Raw genomic sequence first — 18084 nt, 5'->3', positions numbered from 1 at the left:
AATATTATAGTTCCTTTAGATCATCCTTTGTGATGTATTTTTGGATCCTTTGGATGCTTAAACACTTTCCAGAGCTTTCGTCAATATTCACCAAAATGGCGTTAAAAACCACATCCTCTTTCTCTTCCACTTCATACCTCTGAGGAATCCCTGTTAGAAACTTGTTGATAATTTGCTCAGGCTTCATCCCTATGACTGAATACCAACATCCAGACATACCCACATCACTAACAAAGCCTGTGCCATTCCTTAGGACAATCTGGTCTGCGGTAGGAACGTGAGTGTGTGTGCCAAAAACCACGCTTGCCCTTCCGTCCACATACATCCCAAAGGCGTATTTTTCGGAGGTTGCTTCTGCGTGAAAGTCTACCAGTATGATTGGAGTTTGTTTGCTTAATTCCTCGTATAGGCGGTCAAAGGTGTAGAAGGGATTTTCCAGGTGAGGATCCAAGAAAACCCTACCCATCAGGTTTATGACTGCAAACTTTATACCGTTCTTTTGATAAACTCCGTAACCTTTGCCGGGCACATTTGGAGGATAGTTTGCAGGTCTAAGAAGGTCCTCCACATCTATAAACTCCAACACTTCCTTTTTATCCCATATGTGATTGCCAGAAGTCATTACATCCACTCCCAAGGACTTTAGCTCCTCATAAACCTTCCTGTTTATGCCAAAACCTCCTGCGGAGTTTTCCACATTTACGATCAGCACATCAAAGCTGTTGGGGTGGGATATGGTGTAATGTTTGAGTGCTTTCCTTCCGGGTTTGCCTATGATATCACCAACTATTAAGAACCTCATGCTTAAACATTATAATGCGGGTGGAGGGACTTGAACCCTCACGGGCAAATGCCCACGGGATCCTGAGTCCCGCGCGTCTGCCAATTCCGCCACACCCGCTGGAGTTTGTATTATATTTTATACTTGAGGAGGTAGAAATGATACCTATGGAGAAAAACGAAAGCGTGCAAGATGAGTTTATTGAAGAGCTAAAAAGAAAGAATGCGACAGTTACGGTATTTTTAACCAGGGGAAACAGAATAACGGGCAAGATTTTAAACCACGACAAATACACCGTGCTTTTGGAAGTAGAGGGAGAGCCAAACCTTATATACAAGCATGCCATAAGCACCATAGTGCTTGGTGGATGAATGAAAGCAATTTTAGCGTGCGTCCTTTCTTCAGAAACAAAGCAGGAGTTTAGAGAATCCTTAGAGGAGTTAAAAGAACTCCTTAGGGCGGTAGGGGGCAAAAGCTTAGGGTATGTCTATCAAAAAAGACAGGCACCGGATCCGAGATATTACATAGGTGCTGGGAAAGCCCAAGAGTTGAAAGAGGTAGTTCAAGGTACTGGTGCGGACTGCGTAGTTTTTGACGCTTTTTTAAGTCCTTCTCAGGTTTCCAACTTGGAAGACCTGTTGGGGGTTAGTGTTTTAGATAGGGCAGACTTAGTGCTTGAAATATTTTCAAGAAGGGTAAGAAGTAAAACCGCCAAGCTTCAGGTAGAGCTTGCCAAGCTTACCCATCAACTGCCAAGACTGTATGGAAAAGGTAAGGAGCTTTCCCGTTTGGGCGGTGGAGTAGGCACAAGAGGTCCGGGAGAGCAAGAGCTAGAGATTAAGAGGCGTGCTATAAAGAAAAGGATACAACAGATAAAGGAGGAGCTTGAGGAGATAAAAAGACAAAGAAGACAGCAGAGAAAGAAGAGAGAGAGGGAATACGGGGATATAAAGGTGGTTAAGGTGGCGCTCGTTGGATACACAAACGTGGGCAAGTCCAGTCTGATGCAAGTCCTCACAGGTAGAGAAACCTTTGTGGAAGATATGCTTTTTGCTACGTTGGACACAAAAACTTCAGCCAAGTTCCTATTTCCAGACATAAAGATCCTTGTTACAGATACGGTGGGGTTCATAAGAAAACTTCCTCCGGAGCTGATAGAGTCTTTCAAGGCTACTTTGGAGGAGGTCCAAGAGGCAGACATTCTTCTTCATGTAATAGACATTTCAGACCCTAAGTGGCTGGAGAAGGTAAAAGTAGTTCAAGAAATACTCAAAGAGCTTAACGCAGATGAAAAGCCCACCATATACGTGTTTAACAAAGCGGACAAACTGGTAGAAAAGGAAGAGGATATAAAACTTTTGACAGAACCAGCCTTCTTAAAAGGCAGGTCTGTGGTAGTTTCCAGTAAATACAGGTGGGGGATAAGGGAACTTTTAAATGCCATAAGGGAAAAGGTTGAAGAACTTATGGAGGCAAAAATATGAACTTGGTAATCTTGGGTGCGCAGTGGGGTGACGAAGGCAAGGGGAAAATAGTGGATCTTTTGTCTTCTGAATACGAGGTGGTAGTGCGCTATCAAGGCGGTAGCAATGCGGGCCATACTGTCATGGTAAATGGACAAAAGTTTATCCTTCACCTTTTGCCCACGGGCATACTTCACAGCCACACCATTGGAGTGATAGCCCAGGGGATGGTGGTAGATTTAGAGCTCTTAGTGGAAGAGATAAAGCAGATAGAAGGCAAAGGTATAAGCGTTAGAGACAGGCTTTTGATAAGCGACAGAGCCCACTTGGTTCTTCCTTATCATAAAACCTTAGATGCCCTTTTGGAGAAAAAGGGCAAAATAGGCACCACCTTGAGGGGTATAGGTCCCGCCTATATGCTAAAGTATGCAAGGAAGGGCATAAGGGTTTGTGACCTTTGGGACAAAGACAGGTTCTACAGCTTAGTAAGGGACAATTTGGAGTTTGTGGAAGAGCTTTGCAAGAAGGTTTACTGTGAAGCCTTTGAGATGAAGGTAGATGAGGTGGTGGATAGGGCTTTGGAGAATTTTGAAGAGATAAAGCACTGCGTTACAGACACGTCAAGTTACCTTTTAAACACAAAAAAGAGCATACTCTTTGAAGGGGCCCAAGGAACCCTTTTGGACGTAGATATTGGCACATATCCTTACGTGACCTCTTCCAACTCTTCGGCCCTTGGGCTATCTGCAGGCACGGGCCTTCCACCAAAGTTTTTCTCGGGAGCAAAATTCCTCGGCGTTTCTAAGGCATACACTACAAGGGTAGGAGAGGGGCCCTTTCCCACAGAGCTAAAGGATGAGGTAGGCGATCTTATAAGAGAGAAGGGTAAAGAATACGGAGCAACCACAGGAAGACCAAGAAGGTGTGGATGGTTGGATTTGGTCGCTCTAAGGCACGCAGTAAAGTTAAACGGTTTGGACGGTATAGTTCTTACCAAATTGGACGTTTTGGACGGTTTTGAAGAAATAAAGGTATGCACCGCTTACAAAATAGGAAATGAGACTTTTGAAAACTTTCCTGCAAGCCTTTTCCTCTTAGAAAAGGCACAGCCAATATACAAAAGTTTTGAGGGTTGGAAGGAAAGCACCTACGGTATAACAAGCGCCGAAGACATACCAGAAAAAGCGATGAATTACATAAACTTCATAGAAAGGTTCGTAGGCGTGCCTGTTGTTATGCTCTCCACAAGCCCAGAAAGGGACAAATATATTTGGCTTTCTGAGGTATTTCATGGAAAAAGGGTGGGAAGTTCAAATATTTGTTAATGGTCGGGAGGTAAAGCTTAAGGATTTTCCTAAGAGGGTTATCTACAGCATCTTACTTGGATTTGCTAAAAGTCTAAAGCTCGACGAAAACCCAAAGGAGATAGAGATAAGGGTAAAGGTTGGAGAAGAGGAGAATACAGGAAGTAGTTGAGTTTGAAGTAAAAGAGCCTGCACGCTTGGATAAGTTTTTAACAAAAGCATACCCAGAATTTTCAAGGTCTTACTTTCAAAAGCTAATAGAAGAAGGCTATGTGCTTATAGATGATGAGTTGGTACTCAAACCCTCCAAAAAGCTAAAAGAAGGCCAAAGGGTCGTTCTGCTTATACCAGAGCCCGAAAAGTTGGAGGTCCTTCCAGAAAACATACCCTTAGACATCATCTACGAAGACGAAAGTTTGCTGGTTATTGTAAAGCCTTGCGGTATGGTGGTTCATCCTTCACCGGGGCACACATCAGGCACTTTGGTGAATGCCCTTTTGTATCACATAAAGGACCTTTCCTCCGTAGGTGGTGTAGAAAGGCCGGGTATAGTTCATAGGTTGGACAAAGATACCATGGGGCTTATGGTGGTCGCAAAAAGGGACGATGTGCACAAAAGCTTGTCTGAACAGTTCAAAGAAAGAAGAGTGCTAAAGCTCTACAGAGCTATAGTGCAAGGTGTGGTAAGTTGGAACTACAAACTGGTAGAAACAAACTTAGGAAGACATCCTATAGACAGAAAAAGATTCACCGTAGTTGAAGAGGGAGGCAAGTATGCCAAAAGTGAGTTTTTTGTAAAAGAAAGGTTTCCAAGACACAACGCCACGTTACTGGAGGTAAAGATCCACACAGGAAGAACCCATCAGATAAGAGTGCATGCAAGCAGTTTAGGGCATCCAATTTTAGGAGACAAAACCTACGGCTTTAAAAGTCAAAGCTTTCCAAAAAAACTCGTTGAAATGTTAAAAAACTGTCACATGCTTTTGAGCTACAAACTCGGCTTTGTGCATCCAAGAAAGGGAAAATGGCTTGAGTTTGAAGTGCAAAACGTAGAGCCCTTTACAAGCGTGCTTAACTACCTAAGAGAATCTCCCTAAGCTTAGCCCTTAGTCTTTCTATACTCCCCTCGCCACCTAATCTTTCTCTGAGCCTCAAGAAAGCTCTTTTTTGCGCTTCAAAGTCCATGTTCATAAATGCTTCCACAAGGTCCTGCCACGGTCTTTGCACTACCTCTGGAATGACACTTTCTTCCAATATTAAATTAGTGAGGGCTATGTTCTTTACCTTTACGAGCCTCTTGCCTATGCAGTAGGTTATGGGATTTACTCTGTAAAAGACAACGTGGGGCACACCCAAAAGACTCAGCTCCAGCTCTGCGGTTCCACTTGCTACTAATCCAAACTTTGCGTAGGCGGACAGATTGTAGTTTGGTTGTTCCAAATCCAAGGCGGTAAAGACCCTAACCGGAAGGTCTTCAAACATGTCCTCCAGTTTTCTTCTGAAGCTTTCAAAGGTGGGAATAACCGCAGGAAGCTTGGTTTTTTCGTATATGGCTTGATATGCCCTTCTTAGATATCTGGCGTGGTTTTTTATCTCACTCCACCTGCTTCCGGGAAGGATCACAATGTATTCGTCCCAATCTATAAGACTCTTGACCTTTTCCTCAGGTAAGGTGGGTTTAGCCAGATCTACCAAGGGATGTCCAACAAATATGGCTTCTTTTCCATACCTTTTGTAAAACTCTACCTCAAAGGGAAGGATAACTATGAGGTAGTCTGCAAGCTTGGATATAAGCTTGGCCCTTTCCTCTTTCCAAGCCCACACCTGAGGAGAGATAAAGTAGATAATCTTTTTTGCCTTTTCCCTTATCCTCTTTAGCAGTAGTAGGTTGAAAGCGGGAGCATCGCACAAGATTACCGCATCCATCTCGCCAGCCAACTTCTCTATGCGCCTGAGTAGTTTTATCACCGTAGGTATTTTTGGTATAGCTTCCCAAAGACCAACCACCGACAGTTCATCAAGCCTTCCCACACTCTTAAACCCTATGCTTTCCAAATTTTCATCCGTTATTCCCCAAAATTCTACAGAATTAAAGTCCTTCATTATGATGTATATGTAGTTGCTGGAAGACCTATCCACCACCGACACAAAAACTTTCATTTAGCTTTAACAAACACTTTAAAACTACCGTCTGGTTCTTTCTCCATTCTTACAATCGTTTCTTTTGTTTCCAAGAAAAAGGCATGGGATATTTCTATCCTGCCAGAGCTTCTTATGCTGATGTATCTTTCTGCGGTGTATGGACCTTTTGAGTTTTTGAAAGTAGCCTTCAAATAGGCACCGTCGTGATGTTCCATTACTTCCATAAAGCTAACTTCCATATAGTTGTTGTTTTCTATGCAATCTTGCCACAGTTTGAAAAGCTCCCCGTCCTGCAAACTAAGGCTCAAACCAAACTCTAAGTCTTCTTGATCCAACTGGGATAACTTATCCTTTAGCTTCTCCTCCGCTAACTTTCCAAAATCTTCCAATTTGCCAAGCGCTAAGTTTCTATAACTATCTTCTATAGGCATTGATCATATTTTAAAGGAGGAGGGCTCCAAAGGAGCCCAAATTTTTAGACCGTAACCTTCTTTGGTGGTGGTGGCAAGAAAGGTTCAAGCCCCTGTTCCTGAGCCCACCTTTGAGCCATCTCGTAAGCAGCCTTTGCGGTATCTAAGTTTTTCTGGATTAGCTCCAACTTCTTTTTGAACTTTCTTTCCAAAGCTGAGTCCAAAGATGCGGTTCCTCCAGATGCTACAAACTTTTTGAGGAACCTGGACTTTATACCTTCCTCTATGGCTTCTATGCTTACCCTGCCTATGATTCCAAAGAGAGCACCGATCATTGCCATGTTTGTGGAAAGCTCTGTGCCCGCTATGTCTATGGCAAACTTGGTGGCGTTGAAGTTAAAAACCTTTACTTCCAAGCTTTCCAAGTATTCTTTGTCTTCCTCCGTAAGAAGGTCTTCTTCTGAGTTTATTATAATCAGTCCTTGCCTTTTTATTCCTGAGTAAAAGGGCATGGTGTAAGATTTGCCCATGGTTATAACCTGTGGATGGAAGACCATTATAACGTCCGGATAGACAACCTCTCCCCTATCAAAGATGGGTTCTATGCCAATACGAGCGTAGCTCTCTGCAGGTGCCATCCTCTTTTCTGCACCAAAGAAAGGATTTGAAATTGCATAGTATCCTTCGTAGTCCGCTGCGGTTGCTATTATGTGGGCGGCGGTAACCGCACCCTGTCCGCCGAGCGCCGGCATTCTTATATTAACTCTTCTTCTTGTCATATCAAACCCTCCTCTTTCTTACGGTTTATCACCTCTTCCGCTTGAGGTGTAGCATACTCAAAGAAGGCAAACCTTTCTTTGTCCCTTGCCCTCATCTCTTCCAATCCATCGTCTGAGTTTAGTCCTATCTCAAGTATGCATGGAGTGTAAAGATGCACGTAGGTTGGTCCCACTTCCCTTGCTACGTATATGGCTTTCTTTATCACCTGTTCCACCCTTTTGGGAGAGGAAACCGTTAGCCTTGCTACATAATGACACCCCGAATCTATCGCTAACTGCCACATGGGAACTTTTTCCCACTGCTTGCCCTTTGGTGCCATCTTAAAGACGTGTCCCTTTACTGTAGAACCGCTTTCCTGACCTCCGGTGTTTGCATACACTTCGTTGTCAAAGCATATGGTGGTTATCTTTTCCTGTCTGAAGAAGGATTGAAGGGTGCAATCCAATCCTATGTCTATGGTAGCCCCATCCCCTGCAATGACCACCACATCTTTGACCTTGTCTGGAAACCTCCACTCAAGCACCCTTTTTATGCCAGAAGCTACTGCGTTTTGATTACCGAAGAGAGAATGAACAGTATGAAGGGCTATGTGAGGAAAGACCAAAGAAGTGCATCCAGTGGAATTTACTATTATGGTATCCTCTGGGTTTGGCAAGGATGCCAGGATGTATCTGAGGGCCATAGATTCTGGACATCCCGCACACAGCGAGTGCTCCTCTATGAGTTCCTTTGCGTAAGGCAGGTCCATTACGCCCCTTTTTGGATTGCCCCATGTAGCCCTCTCTTCAAGGTCTATTATCTCCTTGGGCATAAACTCCTTTAACTCTTCGTTAATATCGTATATCTTATATGACATACTTAACCTCCTTTCCAAGAGTTTTTAAAACTTCTTTTACTATTACCTCTGGTGGCATGGTCATACCACCAGCAACCCTTGGAGTGCCTATGATATCTGCCTCAGATTGTTTGTATAAGTATCTTCTTACTTCCCTCTCCAACCAGCCTACAACGTTGAACTCTGGAACAAAGATAATTTTTGCGTTTTTTGTTGCGTCTATTAGCTCTTGTATTGGGAAAGGTCTTATGGTCTTTAGTTTTACCACCTTTGCCTTTATTCCTTCGTCTTCGAGGAGCCTAACTGCCTCTTTTGACTGTGCCGCAGCTGTTCCACAGGCAACAAAGACAATCTCCGCTTCTGGATCCCCAAACTCTTCAATCAGCCCCCTTAGGTAATGCTTAGCATAAGGTCTTGACCTTTCTATAGCGGCTCTTACTTCCCACTGCCAGCTGGCGTGGGTTGCATAAGAAATGTAGTTGGACTTCATCACAAATGGGTCCCTCAAAAACCTTCCCGGTGGAACTTCTGCGTCTATCACTGGCATGGGAGCCTTGTATGGGTTGTAAGGTGGCAAGGCTATATCATCTGGAGGAAGCATTATGGCTTCTCTGGTGTGGGACACAAAAAAGCCATCCACCACAGTTACTACAGGCACATGAACATCCGGCTGTTCTGCAACCACAAAACCTGCCAGTATCATGTCAAAGAGGTCTTGGGCATTTTCCGCATACCATATCATACATCCCGTATCTAAAAGAAACGAAACTTCTAAGTTATCAGGCTGTATAGAAAGGGGCGAATTTATTCCTCTTGCCATAAGAACAAGCTGGACAGGTATCCTTGTTCCAGCCCACATGGGGAAGTTCTCCATAGCCCTGAGCGTTCCAGGACCAGAGGTGGTGGTTATGCATCTTGCTCCAGCCATTGCACATCCTGCCAACGCAGACATGACGCCAAACTCAGACTCTCCTCTAAAGTAGACACCAACATAGCCCTCAACCCAAAGCTCACCTATGAGGTGTGCTGCCTCCGATTGGGGAGTGATGGGATAGGATACGGATGCATCTACCGATGCCCTTTTAACAGCTTCTTTCACCGCCTCAGAACCTGTCATAAAATGCTTGGTTCTTGGGGCTTCAAAAAGCAGATAATCGGGTGAAACCACCCTCTGGCCTGCTCTGTTGTATATGACTTTCTCTGTAGATGTTTGAATCATCTTACACCTCCTTTGATAGAAATTTAAGTTAAATGTATTGAAAAAGCAAATCTATATTATGATTTTACTCAGTTAATCTATGAGTTGGGTAAGAAAATGGCTATAAGCGTATTTTCTTCCTCCAATTGCTCCTGGGTAGCCTCCAATAAGTCCAAGCAGTCTAAGACCTCCTGTCCTTTTGGACTGCCCACAGAAATCAAAAAGCCATCTTTCAACTCGGTTATAGCCAGGTCAAAGCCTTTTGCACTAAAAGGAGAGCCTCCTACAGACGTGCAAAAGCAGGTGTCCGAAGGTTTAACACAGTTTGCCACAATGAATAGATTGCCCTCCCTCAACTTGTTGTAAAAGACATCATCCTTAAAAACTCTGTCCAACACCTTGACCGCATTAAGGTCGCAGTTTCTTATGCCAAAGAAGGCAAACCCACCTTTAAGCTCTGGAAGTTCCTGCTCAAGGTCCTTTGAAATTCTGAGAAAGGTGAGATTTTTAGGATGCAAAAACTCCTTAGGTGAATTCATACCGTGGGTCCATCCATTGAAGATACCCTCCTCCTCCGAGTGGATTCTATAAAAACCCGGCGATTGATATTCCTTTACATTCTCAGGGAAAGTCAGTTCCTCGCCCTTCCACTCCACATAAGTTATTACACCATCTTTCAGCGTCGGGTATATTAATCTGTAAGTTTTTCCTATTCTTTAGAAAAACTTTCTCATTCTCTCCAAAAGTTTATCAAAGGCATGCGCCAATCCGATCCAAAGGCTCTTTTTGATATTTTAGTTCCGATGGGTGCCTGTTTTCTCTTGTATTCTGCCTTTCTCAGCATTTCAAGAACCTTTCTTACGAGTTCTTTATCAAAGCCTTCTCTGACGATCTCCTCAAAGGTATAACCTTCTTCTATATAAAGCTCCAAGATCTTGTCAAGCACCTCATAGGGTGGTAAGGTGTCTTGATCTGTTTGGTTTGGTCTTAGCTCAGCGGTGGGTGGTCTGGTAAATAGTCCTTCTGGAATGTCCGGCTTTATTGAGTTTCTATACTTTGCCAGTTTATAAACCAAAGTTTTATACACGTCCTTTATAGGAGCAAACCCACCCGCCATGTCCCCGTATATGGTAGTGTATCCCACTGCAGATTCGCTTTTGTTGGAAGTAGATAGCACAAGCCAGCCATGTTTGTTGGAAAGGTAAAAAAGTATGTTTGCCCTTATGCGTGCCTGAAGGTTTTCTTCTGCCACCGTTAGCTCTTTACTTCCAAGGCTATCTTTGTAAGATTCAAAGATGTGATCTATCGGATAAGTAAGAAGGTCTATACCTAAGTTTTTTGAAAGCTCCAAAACGTATCTTTTGCTTTCCTCCGAAGTGTATTGAGAAGGCATAAACACACCCGCCACCTTCTCCTTGCCAAGAGCATCTACTGCAAGGCAAGCAGTAAGGGCAGAGTCTATTCCACCAGATAGTCCAAGAACCACCTTTTTAAAACTGTTCTTATAAAAGTAATCCCTAAGACCTAAAAGGAGTGCTTTGTATATCTCTTCTTCTCCCTGTGGGTTTGGTTCCAAAACAGCTTGAAAATACTCCAACTTTCTTTGGTCTAAAACGTTTTCAACAGAAGGACATTCGGTTAGCCTCTCCCTTAGCCTAAGGTCCATCAGTCTTTTTGCTCTTACCTTTGAAAGGGGCAAACTAACAGTTTCTGCGCTCTCTTCAAAGGCTTTAGCCCTGTATATTACTTTCCCCTCTGGGTCTATTATCAAACTCCTTCCGTCAAAAACCAGCTCATCTTGAGCGCCCACTAAATTTACATAAACTATGTAAGCTAAATTGTCCTGGGCCCTTGCCTTCAGAAAGTTTTCTTTAAAACTGTATTTGTTTGCGTAGTATGGAGAAGCGTTTATGTTTATCAGAACTTCTGCACCGCATAGGGCGTAGTATCTTTCCCAACCATCTGGATGCCACACGTCCTCGCATATAGAAAAACCAAGTTTTACCCCGTTTATGGATAACATAAGTGGTTTGTTGCCACTCCTAAAATACCTCTTTTCGTCAAAAACAGAGTAGTTTGGCAAAAAGGTTTTGTGGTATATCCCAAAGACCTTTCCCCTTCCCACAAGAACTAAGGAGTTAAAAAGGTCCTCCTCATAATAGGGCATTCCTACAACTGCTATGGAGCTTAGAGACTTAGAAAATTCCACAATCCTTTCCAACTGCCTTTGGCATTCTTTTAAAAATTCCCTGTTAAAAAGAAGATCCTGAGGGGGATAACCGCTTATAGAAAGCTCTGGAAAAACCACAAGGTGTGCTTCTTTGTCTTTGGAACTCCAAACTTCAAGGATCTTGTCGGTGTTTCCCTTTACATCTCCCACCTTAAGGTTAAGCTGGGCTATACAAACGTTTATAAACTCCATGGATTTAATTTAGCTCCTTTGGATAGGGTTCAAAGATTGTTTGAGTTTGTAGGTATCCCTCTTCAAACCTAAAAGCCCAACTTTTTAGAAGTTCAAAGATGGTCTTTTCATTTACTAAACCTTTTTTGAAGTCCTCCAGCAGTGTAAAAAAGTGGTCCTTTTCCTTTTGGTTTAACCTTCTGGAGAGATGGCCGTACATGTGGGTAAAGGTGTTTATGTACTGACCCTTAGAAGGAGACCTTTTAAATGCCAGTTTGAAAAGCCTTGAGTATTCCTTAATTGTTTGAGCAAAGTCCTTTGAGGATGCTACAAGCTGTCCCATCTGTTTCAGTTTTGTTTGAGAGTGAAGCATAAGAAGGTATTTGTTTATTTTGTGAAACTCCATAAGCTGGCTTATACTTTGCGCTCTGCTTATAAACTCCCTAAGCCTTGCGATGGAAAATATCCTAACTAAAAAGTGTTTTCTTATATTCTCATCCTTTAACCTTTTTTCATCTTCCACGGGTAGCTCTTCAAACCTTTCTAAGACTTTTTTTGCAAACAGTCCCTTTGTGCGATGGGAGAAAATTCTTCCCTCTGGGTCTTTGTAAGAAATGGTGCTGTTGGACACTCCACAAGAAGGAGATTTGCCCTTTAGCAAAAAGCCATCTACTTCTTCCAATCCACTTAAAAAACTTTCTGCAAAGCTGAGCATATCTTCGGTTAGGTCTTTTCCAGAAGAAGGTTGAACAAGCCTTAGTTCCTTTTCCCTCCAGTAAAGGATAACTTTGTTTCTTGGCACACCCAATCCTATGGATACTTCTGGACAAACTGGTATAACCTGACAGTAGCTTAGAAGTTTTTCCACAAAAGTATCTTTTACAGTCCCTCCGTCGTATCTTACAAACTCTCCTGCCAAACACGCGCTTACCACAAGCTTGGGAGTTGGATGTTTCATAGTTTTAAATCTCTTGCAAGAGTTTTTCCACGTGTCCTTTTGCCTTTACGTTATAGTAAGCTTTTTTAATAGTTCCATCCGGATTTATGACGAAGGTGCTTCTGATTATACCCTTCGTTTCTTTTCCATACATCTTTTTTACCCCATAAGCGCCATAAAGCTCTGCGATCTTACAGTCTGGGTCGCTCAGCAGAGGAAAAGGAAGATTGTACTTTTCCTTAAATTTTTTGTGGGAAGAGACAGAATCTGGGCTAACTCCAACTACCTTATAACCTTTGGCAAGGATTTGGCTTATGTTATCCCTAAAGTCGCAGGCTTCTTGGGTGCATCCGGGTGTGTTATCCTTTGGGTAGAAGTAAAGGATAAGAGGTCTGTCTAAAAGGTCTTTAAGGCAGAGCTTTATTTCTCTTCCTTCTTCGTCTATGCCCTCCAAACAAAAATCTGGAGCTTTGTCTCCTTCTTTAAGCATAGAATTAATTATAATGCCTTCTTTTTATACTTCGGGTGAGAAATTAATAAAAAGGCAAGTTTTCTTGTTAGAAAGCCCTTTGGAGGGCAGGGACTTGTAATATCCTTTTCAATTACATCACCAGGTGGAGGAAAGGTATAACGCTTTTGGCTTACCTTTATGGGTATGCCATTGGCTATAGCTTCTTCAGAAAAAGCTATGTGCTTGGTTAATTTCTCACCCGAACGATTTATAGATATCATGGGGAACCTCCTTTGGAGAAGTTCTCTGAAGGAGGTTTTAAGTATAAGCCTGCCGAAAAAGAAGCTCCTCTCATAATAGACCTTGTAGTATCCTCCGTGCTTATATCCATAGGTATTCTCATGATTCCGCCCCAGATCATATCCTTACCCTTTAAGCTCATGCTTTTTGTCCTGGCCAATGGTTGGGAACTTGTTATACTTTCTCTAGTAAGGAGCTACCAATTAGCCCTGAGCTTATTCTGTCTATGGCACAAAGAATGTTAGAAATGGCTTTTATGCTGGCTGCTGCCCAAATACAGAAGATGACCCTTAGTTATATTCCAAAGCTAGTAGCAGCTTACGTTACAATTTTTGTTTTTGGTGCATGGATGTTGAATAAGCTTTTAGCTTTTACCAAGGAGCTTATTATAAACATCTCCGTTTGGCTGAAATGATAATCTTTGATCTGAATAGCCTTTTAACTCTTTTTTTGCTACATGTAAGGATCCTATCTTTCCTTTTAGTCGTCCCTTTTTTTGGCAAAGAATTCCTTCCCAATACGTTCAAAGTTTTTTTAGCCACAGCCCTTTCCCTAACGCTTTTTATGTATGCGGATATAAAACCTCTAGATTTTCCAACTATAGGACATTTTTATTTTTCTGTGTTGAAGGAGTTTCTGTTTGGATTTTTCAGTGGCCTCTTCCTCAGGTTCGTTTTTGACGCAGTAATGATAGCAGGGGAGGTAATAAGCGCAAACATGGGTATAGCTATAGCCACACTTTTTTTACCACAACAGCCTCAAACCTCTGTTATGTCTGTCTTTTTCATGCTGCTCTTTACTTCCCTTTTTCTTGCCATTGGTGGTCCAGAGATGGTGTTTTTAGCTTTGGCCAACAGTCTAAAAAAGGTGCCCTTAGGTGGGTTTGACCTTTACTCTTTGGATTTGGCAGCTTTTTTAATCTTGTTTTACGAAAGCTTTAACTTAGGAGTGTTGTTGTCCATTCCTATAGTTTTAAGCATGCTTTTGCTTAATCTGGTCCTTGCGGTAGTCAACAGGTTTATACCTCAAGTGAATGTATTCATAGTGGGCTTGCCACTACAGGTCTTTTTGGGCTTTTTATTACTTGTAGTTCTTTTCCCTCTCTTATCCTACCTCTTGTCCAGCCATCTAAAGGAGTATATGATAGAGTTTATTAGGGTGGTGGGAGGCTAACTATGCCGGAAGAGAATAAGACGGAAAGAGCAACGCCGTATCGAAGAAAGAAGTTAAGAGAAGAGGGTAATGTAGCCAAGAGTATAGAAATAGCTACCGCAAGCACTATCTTATTGGGAACTATAATCATTTTCTTTTTAGGTTACACTCTTTTTGAAAGAATCTTGCGGTTGTTCTGGAACGTATCCCTCAACCCATTTGTGGATGCTTCCACAGTATTTGCTCAATTTAGGGATTCCCTTCTCCCTCTTATATTACCCTTTTTTGTCTTAACTATCTTAGTAGTTATTCTAACCTATATAGCCCAATTTGGCTTTATTTTTACCCTAAAACCTATCCAACCAAAGCTTGAAAGACTAAATCCTTTTGAAGGTTTTAAAAGAATCTTTTCTCTCACTACACTTTTTGAACTTTTGAAAAACAGCTTAAAGGTCTTTCTACTAATCGTAGTTGCTTACCTTTTCCTTAGGTCAGAGTTGGGCGAACTCACGGAAATCTATTCAAGCAGTTTGTACCTCAGCGTAAAGAATTTTCTTATCTTTACTTTTAAATTAATAATTTTTATAGGTATGATTGCTCTTCTTATAGCCTTCTTGGACTATGCATATAAGCGTTGGGATTACGAGAGAAAGATCAGAATGAGTAAGGAAGAGGTCAAAGAAGAGTATAAACAGCATGAGGGTAATCCTATAATAAAAAGTGCTATAAGGAAGAGAATGAGGCAACTATCCAAAGGTAGAATGTTGCAGGAGGTGCCAAAGGCAAGTGTGGTGATAACAAACCCAACGCACACAGCTGTAGCTCTGCGTTATGATCCAGGAAGAGGAGACAAAGCACCCGTAGTAGTTGCCAAAGGCAAAGGAAGGGTAGCGGAAAAAATAATAGAAGTTGCTATAATAAACGGTGTAGCTGTGGTAAGAAGGGAAGCCTTAGCAAGAGCTCTTTACACTGCTGTGGATGTTGGTGAAGAAATTCCGCCTAAGTTCTACAGAGCTGTAGCGGAAATAATAGCTTTCGTTATGGCTCGTAGAAAAAGAATAGTGGCATGATGGATGTGGGAAAGCTCTTTATTTTGTTGGGAACATTGTTGATAATCTTTGGACTGATTTTCATCCTATTTGAAAAGGCACCCTTTGGCTTTGGAAAGCTACCGGGAGATATAGTGTTTAAGAAGGATGGCTTTACATTTTACTTTCCTATCATTACATCACTGTTGATAAGTCTTATTCTTACCCTTATCCTCAACCTTGTGTTTTGGTTGTTTAGAAAGTAAGTGGCGGAGCCGACGGGACTTGAACCCGCGACCTCCGGCTTGACAGGCCGGCGTTCTGACCTGGCTGAACTACGGCTCCTCAAGTTTATATTATAACACAGATGGAAGTGTTTGACCAATACGCTAAGAACTACGATCTTTGGTATGAAAAACCCTTCGGAAGCAGTGCCTTTAAGCTTGAGCTATCTTGTATTGAAAGAGTTTTAGATCCTTTTTCCTCATCCCTTGAGGTGGGGGTAGGAAGTGGTAGGTTTGCCAAGGCCCTTGGAGTTCCCTATGGCTTGGACCCTTCAATAGAGCTTCTGAGGTTGGCAAAGCGGAGAGGCATTGTTGGGATTCTCGGAAGGGCAGAGGCTTTGCCCTTCAAAAGCTTAAGCTTTGACTTGGTTCTCATGGTAGTTTCTGTATGCTTTTTTCAAAAGCCTTTGCGTGCCTTTGAAGAAGCTTGGAGGGTTTTAAAAAGGGATGGAAGCTTGGTGCTTGGGCTTGTTCTTTCAGAAAGCCCTTGGGCGAACTTTTACAGAGAAAAGGCAAAGAAAGGGCATCCCATTTACTCCCACGCAAGGTTTTACTCCTTTGGAGAACTCTCCTACATGCTAAACCAAACCCACTTCAGAATTGAAAAAATATACACCACCCTCTTTGAGGAACCCCAAGACCAAGAGCCATTAAAAAATAAAGAAATCAGAGAAGGTTTTTGGAAAGAGGGAGGCTTTTTTTGCATAAAAGCTAGAAAGTTAAGCTTATAAGCTTTTCAATCAAGTTTGCAAGTTTAAAGTCCTTTTCTGTGATAGCATCCGCCTCGTGGGTCTTTAGCTTTATTTTTAACCTTTTAAAGCCAAGTTCCACATCAGGGTGGTGCCACAAACTTTCCGCAAGATAGGCTATAGCGTTGAAAAGCATTACAGTTTCCTTCCAGTTTTTGGTGTTTATCTCTCTAACAATGTAACCATCTTTATATGACCATTGTGGAAGTTCTTCTTTTATTCTTTCAAGGACCTCTTCAGGGCTAAAGCTTTTCAATCCTTCTTCTGACATGAAGGACACACTCCGTAAATGTAAAGTGAATGGGAATGCACTTTAAAACCTTCTACCTCTTTGGGCACTTTGCAACCTGCGTCTATTTTCATGTCTGTTATAGACCCACATATAATACAAACAAGGTGATCATGTTCCTGAATGTTTGCATCGTATCTTATCGAATTTCCCCAGTAGGCTACTTTCCTTATAAAGCCCATCTCTTCCAAAGTTTCTACCGTCCTATAAACCGTAGCCAAAGAAACAAAAGGGTAAATTTCTTTAACTTCTTCGTATATCTCTTCCACCGTAGGATGGTCTTTCCTCCTTAGGAGGATCTCATAAACCGCCAACCTTTGGGGAGTTATCTTTAAACCTTTTTCCTTACAAGCTCTAACAAAATCTTCCAACCTTTCTTTATAATCCAACATCATAGTAAGCTAATAATATAAAGCATTTAAGAATAATTCGCAACTATTTTTGGTTTATAATATCCCGATAGGCGAGGTGCCGGAGTGGCCGAACGGGGCGGTCTCGAAAATCGCTGTGGGTTTACAGCCCACCGGGGGTTCGAATCCCTCCCTCGCCGTAAAAGGTTCAATCATGAGCTATTTAACAAGGGAACTAAAACCTTACTTTGAAAAGGGGCTTGCACCACTTATAGACACAATAGCAAAGCTTAAGGTCCATCCCAACCTATTAACCGTTTTAGGTTTAGTCTTTGTATGCGTTGGCTCTTACCTGCTGTTTTTGAAAAGTTACCTTCTAAGTTTTTTTTTCTTATTGATTGGTGCTCTTTGCGATGCTTTGGATGGTGCGGTAGCAAGGAAAGGGAAATACGATAGTTCCTTTGGTGCCTTTATTGATTCTTTGACGGATAGATTTTCTGACGCCATGCCTTTTGTCGCCATAGCCCTTTCTTCGCAGGATAGAATTTTGACCTTTCTTTCAATTATGGCAATAGTTCTTTCTTTTGGGGTGAGCTATGCAAGGGCAAGGGCTGAGGGTTTGGGTTACGAGCTGAAAGTAGGACTCTTTGAGAGAACTGAGAGGTGGATAGTCCTTCTGATTGGTATCCTTTTTGAGGAGATTTTTTTAGCCATAGTGTTGCTCGTTATAGGTTCTTCAATAACTTTACTTCAAAGGGTTTATACTTTTATGAAAATTTCAAGGAGGTAGAAGGATGATACCGAAGGAATTAATAGATACTATGAAAAACCTTGGAGTTTTTCCAGTAGTGCTTGGTACCGTAGATAGAGATGGAAACATCCACCTTGCGTTTATTACATGGGTCCATCCTGTAGATGAAAGAACTTTAAGATTTGCCCTAAGTTCAAATGCAAAAAGTGCAAAGAATATAGCGGAAACCGGAAAGGCATCTTTGATGGTATTTAACACAAACACAGCCCTTGCCTTATATGGAAGGGCAAAAATGGTATTGGAAAGGATAGAAGAGGTGAAGTTTCCTGTTTCAGTTTTTGAACTATCCTTGGAAAAGGTAGAAAACACCCTATTTCCCGGGGGAACAGTATTGGGACCCATACCCTTTGCCCATACGGGTAATTTAGTAGAAGCTTCGGAGTTGGACGAGTTGGTTTTATCTGCCCTAAGAAGATAGC

25 protein-coding genes, 3 tRNA genes and 1 pseudogene are annotated in these 18084 nt (G+C 42.1%); 14 read left to right on the top strand and 15 right to left on the bottom strand.

Translation table 11 applies throughout. The features are described 5' to 3' along the window. Positions 1-4: 4 nt before the first annotated feature. The gene (locus tag K217_RS0106685) at positions 5-802 is read right to left on the bottom strand and encodes a TIGR00282 family metallophosphoesterase (protein ID WP_029552347.1); all 798 of its coding nucleotides are present in this window, start codon (positions 800-802) and stop codon (positions 5-7) included. A 15-nt stretch (positions 803-817) separates the two neighbouring features. Further along, a tRNA-Leu gene (locus K217_RS0106680) sits at positions 818-901 on the bottom strand. Between the two features lie 38 nt (positions 902-939). Between K217_RS0106680 and hfq the strand changes: the two genes are divergently transcribed. From hfq to K217_RS0106655, 5 genes are read left to right on the top strand one after another with little or no spacing between them, the layout of a single operon-like run. Beyond that, positions 940-1152: an RNA chaperone Hfq gene (gene hfq / locus K217_RS0106675; RefSeq protein WP_038028149.1), complete on the top strand. Its 213-nt coding sequence runs from the start codon at positions 940-942 to the stop codon at positions 1150-1152. Beyond that, the gene (gene hflX, locus K217_RS0106670; protein ID WP_029552345.1) at positions 1153-2265 is read left to right on the top strand and encodes a GTPase HflX; all 1113 of its coding nucleotides are present in this window, start codon (positions 1153-1155) and stop codon (positions 2263-2265) included. Further along, a complete protein-coding gene (locus K217_RS0106665) occupies positions 2262-3569 on the top strand; it encodes an adenylosuccinate synthase (RefSeq protein WP_029552344.1) in 1308 nt (435 codons plus the stop codon). Before hflX ends, K217_RS0106665 begins: the two co-directional genes overlap by 4 nt. Continuing rightward, positions 3535-3720 (top strand): hypothetical protein, encoded by a 186-nt coding sequence (locus tag K217_RS0106660; protein ID WP_029552343.1) that lies wholly within the window; start codon positions 3535-3537, stop codon positions 3718-3720. Before K217_RS0106665 ends, K217_RS0106660 begins: the two co-directional genes overlap by 35 nt. Further along, entirely contained in the window at positions 3689-4645 is a 957-nt protein-coding gene (locus K217_RS0106655; RefSeq protein ID WP_231477007.1) for an RluA family pseudouridine synthase, read from the top strand. The genes K217_RS0106660 and K217_RS0106655 overlap by 32 nt, the downstream gene beginning before the upstream one ends. Here K217_RS0106655 and lpxB read toward each other — a convergent pair. The 10 genes from lpxB to K217_RS0106605 all read right to left on the bottom strand — a co-directional run bounded on the left by lpxB (position 4620) and on the right by K217_RS0106605 (position 12983). Continuing rightward, a complete protein-coding gene (gene lpxB / locus K217_RS0106650) occupies positions 4620-5708 on the bottom strand; it encodes a lipid-A-disaccharide synthase (protein WP_029552341.1) in 1089 nt (362 codons plus the stop codon). The genes K217_RS0106655 and lpxB overlap by 26 nt on opposite strands. After that, positions 5705-6121, bottom strand: a complete 417-nt coding sequence (locus K217_RS0106645) for a hypothetical protein (protein WP_029552340.1) — start codon at positions 6119-6121, stop codon at positions 5705-5707. The genes lpxB and K217_RS0106645 overlap by 4 nt, the downstream gene beginning before the upstream one ends. A gap of 44 nt (positions 6122-6165) precedes the next feature. Further along, positions 6166-6879, bottom strand: a complete 714-nt coding sequence (locus tag K217_RS0106640; RefSeq protein WP_029552339.1) for a 2-oxoacid:ferredoxin oxidoreductase subunit gamma family protein — start codon at positions 6877-6879, stop codon at positions 6166-6168. Then, positions 6876-7736 (bottom strand): thiamine pyrophosphate-dependent enzyme, encoded by an 861-nt coding sequence (locus K217_RS0106635; protein ID WP_029552338.1) that lies wholly within the window; start codon positions 7734-7736, stop codon positions 6876-6878. The genes K217_RS0106640 and K217_RS0106635 overlap by 4 nt, the downstream gene beginning before the upstream one ends. Further along, positions 7726-8934 carry a transketolase C-terminal domain-containing protein gene (locus K217_RS0106630; protein ID WP_029552337.1) on the bottom strand — a complete coding sequence of 403 codons (1209 nt, stop codon included), beginning with the start codon at positions 8932-8934 and terminating at the stop codon, positions 7726-7728. Before K217_RS0106630 ends, K217_RS0106635 begins: the two co-directional genes overlap by 11 nt. A 77-nt stretch (positions 8935-9011) precedes the next feature. After that, complete coding sequence (locus K217_RS07530; RefSeq protein ID WP_155991130.1) at positions 9012-9569, bottom strand: hypothetical protein; 558 nt, start codon at positions 9567-9569, stop codon at positions 9012-9014. Positions 9570-9643: 74 nt separating this feature from the next. Next, on the bottom strand, positions 9644-11335 hold the full coding sequence (locus K217_RS0106620) for an NAD+ synthase (protein ID WP_029552335.1): 1692 nt from the start codon (positions 11333-11335) through the stop codon (positions 9644-9646). 4 nt (positions 11336-11339) lie between these two features. Next, complete coding sequence (locus K217_RS0106615) at positions 11340-12272, bottom strand: YbgA family protein (protein WP_029552334.1); 933 nt, start codon at positions 12270-12272, stop codon at positions 11340-11342. A 4-nt stretch (positions 12273-12276) separates the two neighbouring features. Further along, positions 12277-12741 carry a peroxiredoxin gene (locus K217_RS0106610; protein WP_029552333.1) on the bottom strand — a complete coding sequence of 155 codons (465 nt, stop codon included), beginning with the start codon at positions 12739-12741 and terminating at the stop codon, positions 12277-12279. Positions 12742-12749: 8 nt separating this feature from the next. Continuing rightward, complete coding sequence (locus K217_RS0106605; protein ID WP_029552332.1) at positions 12750-12983, bottom strand: hypothetical protein; 234 nt, start codon at positions 12981-12983, stop codon at positions 12750-12752. Positions 12984-13052: 69 nt separating this feature from the next. Here K217_RS0106605 and K217_RS07665 point away from each other — a divergent pair. The 5 genes and pseudogenes from K217_RS07665 to K217_RS0106580 form a co-directional block, all read left to right on the top strand. Continuing rightward, a pseudogene (locus tag K217_RS07665) lies at positions 13053-13247 on the top strand (hypothetical protein); the annotation flags it as partial. Positions 13248-13249: 2 nt separating this feature from the next. Beyond that, positions 13250-13417, top strand: a complete 168-nt coding sequence (locus K217_RS0106595) for a flagellar biosynthetic protein FliQ (RefSeq protein WP_231477006.1) — start codon at positions 13250-13252, stop codon at positions 13415-13417. Next, positions 13414-14175 (top strand): flagellar biosynthetic protein FliR, encoded by a 762-nt coding sequence (fliR, locus tag K217_RS0106590; RefSeq protein ID WP_029552329.1) that lies wholly within the window; start codon positions 13414-13416, stop codon positions 14173-14175. Before K217_RS0106595 ends, fliR begins: the two co-directional genes overlap by 4 nt. 2 nt (positions 14176-14177) lie before the next feature. Further along, positions 14178-15224 carry a flagellar biosynthesis protein FlhB gene (gene flhB, locus K217_RS0106585; RefSeq protein WP_029552328.1) on the top strand — a complete coding sequence of 349 codons (1047 nt, stop codon included), beginning with the start codon at positions 14178-14180 and terminating at the stop codon, positions 15222-15224. Beyond that, on the top strand, positions 15221-15448 hold the full coding sequence (locus K217_RS0106580) for a DUF2905 domain-containing protein (protein ID WP_029552327.1): 228 nt from the start codon (positions 15221-15223) through the stop codon (positions 15446-15448). The genes flhB and K217_RS0106580 overlap by 4 nt, the downstream gene beginning before the upstream one ends. 1 nt (position 15449) lies before the next feature. Here K217_RS0106580 and K217_RS0106575 read toward each other — a convergent pair. Beyond that, positions 15450-15527: transfer RNA gene (locus tag K217_RS0106575), tRNA-Asp, on the bottom strand. Between the two features lie 22 nt (positions 15528-15549). Here K217_RS0106575 and K217_RS0106570 point away from each other — a divergent pair. Beyond that, positions 15550-16197, top strand: coding sequence for a class I SAM-dependent methyltransferase (locus K217_RS0106570; protein WP_029552326.1), 648 nt, complete (start codon positions 15550-15552; stop codon positions 16195-16197). Here K217_RS0106570 and K217_RS0106565 read toward each other — a convergent pair. Both K217_RS0106565 and K217_RS0106560 read right to left on the bottom strand, forming a co-directional pair. Continuing rightward, on the bottom strand, positions 16178-16486 hold the full coding sequence (locus K217_RS0106565) for a 4a-hydroxytetrahydrobiopterin dehydratase (RefSeq protein WP_029552325.1): 309 nt from the start codon (positions 16484-16486) through the stop codon (positions 16178-16180). The two genes, K217_RS0106570 and K217_RS0106565, sit on opposite strands and share 20 nt — an antisense overlap. Then, complete coding sequence (locus tag K217_RS0106560; protein WP_038028139.1) at positions 16468-16899, bottom strand: Fur family transcriptional regulator; 432 nt, start codon at positions 16897-16899, stop codon at positions 16468-16470. Before K217_RS0106560 ends, K217_RS0106565 begins: the two co-directional genes overlap by 19 nt. Before the next feature lie 67 nt (positions 16900-16966). Here K217_RS0106560 and K217_RS0106555 point away from each other — a divergent pair. The 3 genes from K217_RS0106555 (at position 16967) to K217_RS0106545 (ending at position 18083) form a co-directional block, all read left to right on the top strand. After that, positions 16967-17054 (top strand) — tRNA-Ser (locus K217_RS0106555). Between the two features lie 14 nt (positions 17055-17068). Next, positions 17069-17644, top strand: a complete 576-nt coding sequence (locus K217_RS0106550) for a CDP-alcohol phosphatidyltransferase family protein (protein ID WP_029552323.1) — start codon at positions 17069-17071, stop codon at positions 17642-17644. A 4-nt stretch (positions 17645-17648) separates the two neighbouring features. Further along, positions 17649-18083 (top strand): pyridoxamine 5'-phosphate oxidase family protein, encoded by a 435-nt coding sequence (locus K217_RS0106545; RefSeq protein ID WP_029552322.1) that lies wholly within the window; start codon positions 17649-17651, stop codon positions 18081-18083. The last annotated feature ends 1 nt before the right edge of the window (position 18084 follow it).

It is taken from the genome of Thermocrinis jamiesonii, from assembly GCF_000702425.1.
Taxonomy (GTDB): domain Bacteria; phylum Aquificota; class Aquificia; order Aquificales; family Aquificaceae; genus Thermocrinis; species Thermocrinis jamiesonii.
The sequence above is the reverse complement of the archived record's forward strand: the minus strand, read 5'-3'. Positions and strand labels throughout refer to the sequence as shown.

What these genes read in the sequence shown, in the direction of transcription:
- K217_RS0106685 (WP_029552347.1), bottom strand. Translation starts at nt 802, where the DNA reads ATGAGGTTCTTAATAGTTGGTGATATCATAGGCAAACCCGGAAGGAAA.
- hfq (WP_038028149.1), top strand. Translation starts at nt 940, where the DNA reads ATGATACCTATGGAGAAAAACGAAAGCGTGCAAGATGAGTTTATTGAA.
- hflX (WP_029552345.1), top strand. Translation starts at nt 1,153, where the DNA reads ATGAAAGCAATTTTAGCGTGCGTCCTTTCTTCAGAAACAAAGCAGGAG.
- K217_RS0106665 (WP_029552344.1), top strand. Translation starts at nt 2,262, where the DNA reads ATGAACTTGGTAATCTTGGGTGCGCAGTGGGGTGACGAAGGCAAGGGG.
- K217_RS0106660 (WP_029552343.1), top strand. Translation starts at nt 3,535, where the DNA reads ATGGAAAAAGGGTGGGAAGTTCAAATATTTGTTAATGGTCGGGAGGTA.
- lpxB (WP_029552341.1), bottom strand. Translation starts at nt 5,708, where the DNA reads ATGAAAGTTTTTGTGTCGGTGGTGGATAGGTCTTCCAGCAACTACATA.
- K217_RS0106645 (WP_029552340.1), bottom strand. Translation starts at nt 6,121, where the DNA reads ATGCCTATAGAAGATAGTTATAGAAACTTAGCGCTTGGCAAATTGGAA.
- K217_RS0106640 (WP_029552339.1), bottom strand. Translation starts at nt 6,879, where the DNA reads ATGACAAGAAGAAGAGTTAATATAAGAATGCCGGCGCTCGGCGGACAG.
- K217_RS0106635 (WP_029552338.1), bottom strand. Translation starts at nt 7,736, where the DNA reads ATGTCATATAAGATATACGATATTAACGAAGAGTTAAAGGAGTTTATG.
- K217_RS0106630 (WP_029552337.1), bottom strand. Translation starts at nt 8,934, where the DNA reads ATGATTCAAACATCTACAGAGAAAGTCATATACAACAGAGCAGGCCAG.
- K217_RS0106620 (WP_029552335.1), bottom strand. Translation starts at nt 11,335, where the DNA reads ATGGAGTTTATAAACGTTTGTATAGCCCAGCTTAACCTTAAGGTGGGA.
- K217_RS0106615 (WP_029552334.1), bottom strand. Translation starts at nt 12,272, where the DNA reads ATGAAACATCCAACTCCCAAGCTTGTGGTAAGCGCGTGTTTGGCAGGA.
- K217_RS0106610 (WP_029552333.1), bottom strand. Translation starts at nt 12,741, where the DNA reads ATGCTTAAAGAAGGAGACAAAGCTCCAGATTTTTGTTTGGAGGGCATA.
- K217_RS0106605 (WP_029552332.1), bottom strand. Translation starts at nt 12,983, where the DNA reads ATGATATCTATAAATCGTTCGGGTGAGAAATTAACCAAGCACATAGCT.
- K217_RS0106595 (WP_231477006.1), top strand. Translation starts at nt 13,250, where the DNA reads ATGGCTTTTATGCTGGCTGCTGCCCAAATACAGAAGATGACCCTTAGT.
- fliR (WP_029552329.1), top strand. Translation starts at nt 13,414, where the DNA reads ATGATAATCTTTGATCTGAATAGCCTTTTAACTCTTTTTTTGCTACAT.
- flhB (WP_029552328.1), top strand. Translation starts at nt 14,178, where the DNA reads ATGCCGGAAGAGAATAAGACGGAAAGAGCAACGCCGTATCGAAGAAAG.
- K217_RS0106580 (WP_029552327.1), top strand. Translation starts at nt 15,221, where the DNA reads ATGATGGATGTGGGAAAGCTCTTTATTTTGTTGGGAACATTGTTGATA.
- K217_RS0106570 (WP_029552326.1), top strand. Translation starts at nt 15,550, where the DNA reads ATGGAAGTGTTTGACCAATACGCTAAGAACTACGATCTTTGGTATGAA.
- K217_RS0106565 (WP_029552325.1), bottom strand. Translation starts at nt 16,486, where the DNA reads ATGTCAGAAGAAGGATTGAAAAGCTTTAGCCCTGAAGAGGTCCTTGAA.
- K217_RS0106560 (WP_038028139.1), bottom strand. Translation starts at nt 16,899, where the DNA reads ATGATGTTGGATTATAAAGAAAGGTTGGAAGATTTTGTTAGAGCTTGT.
- K217_RS0106550 (WP_029552323.1), top strand. Translation starts at nt 17,069, where the DNA reads ATGAGCTATTTAACAAGGGAACTAAAACCTTACTTTGAAAAGGGGCTT.
- K217_RS0106545 (WP_029552322.1), top strand. Translation starts at nt 17,649, where the DNA reads ATGATACCGAAGGAATTAATAGATACTATGAAAAACCTTGGAGTTTTT.